Origin of the sequence: Sulfitobacter sp. 15WGC, from assembly GCF_005068605.1 — a bacterium.
Classification (GTDB): domain Bacteria; phylum Pseudomonadota; class Alphaproteobacteria; order Rhodobacterales; family Rhodobacteraceae; genus Sulfitobacter; species Sulfitobacter faviae.
On sequence record NZ_SZNL01000187.1, the window covers coordinates 1 to 253 of the forward strand.

A 253-nucleotide genomic window follows, 5' to 3' on the forward strand; every position below is an offset into this window, starting at 1 on the left:
CTCCCGCGCGGCGTTGTTGATGACGGTGGTGCCCTTGGCAAGGGTCGCGGCCATGAGGATATTCTCGGTCGCCCCGACAGAGGCGAAGGGGAAGTCGATCACCGCCCCCTTCAGCTTGCCGCCCGCGCCTTGGCATAAAGATAGCCGTCCCGCAGGTCGATCTCCGCGCCCATCTTGGCCAGACCGTCGGTGTGAATGTCCATCGGGCGCGCACCAATCGCGCAGCCGCCGGGGAGCGAGACTTCGGCATGGC

At 66.8% G+C, this 253-nt stretch carries 1 pseudogene; it reads right to left on the bottom strand.

What is annotated here, in order from left to right:
* Positions 1 to 253: pseudogene (locus FCK22_RS18490) on the bottom strand (UDP-N-acetylglucosamine 1-carboxyvinyltransferase); the annotation flags it as partial.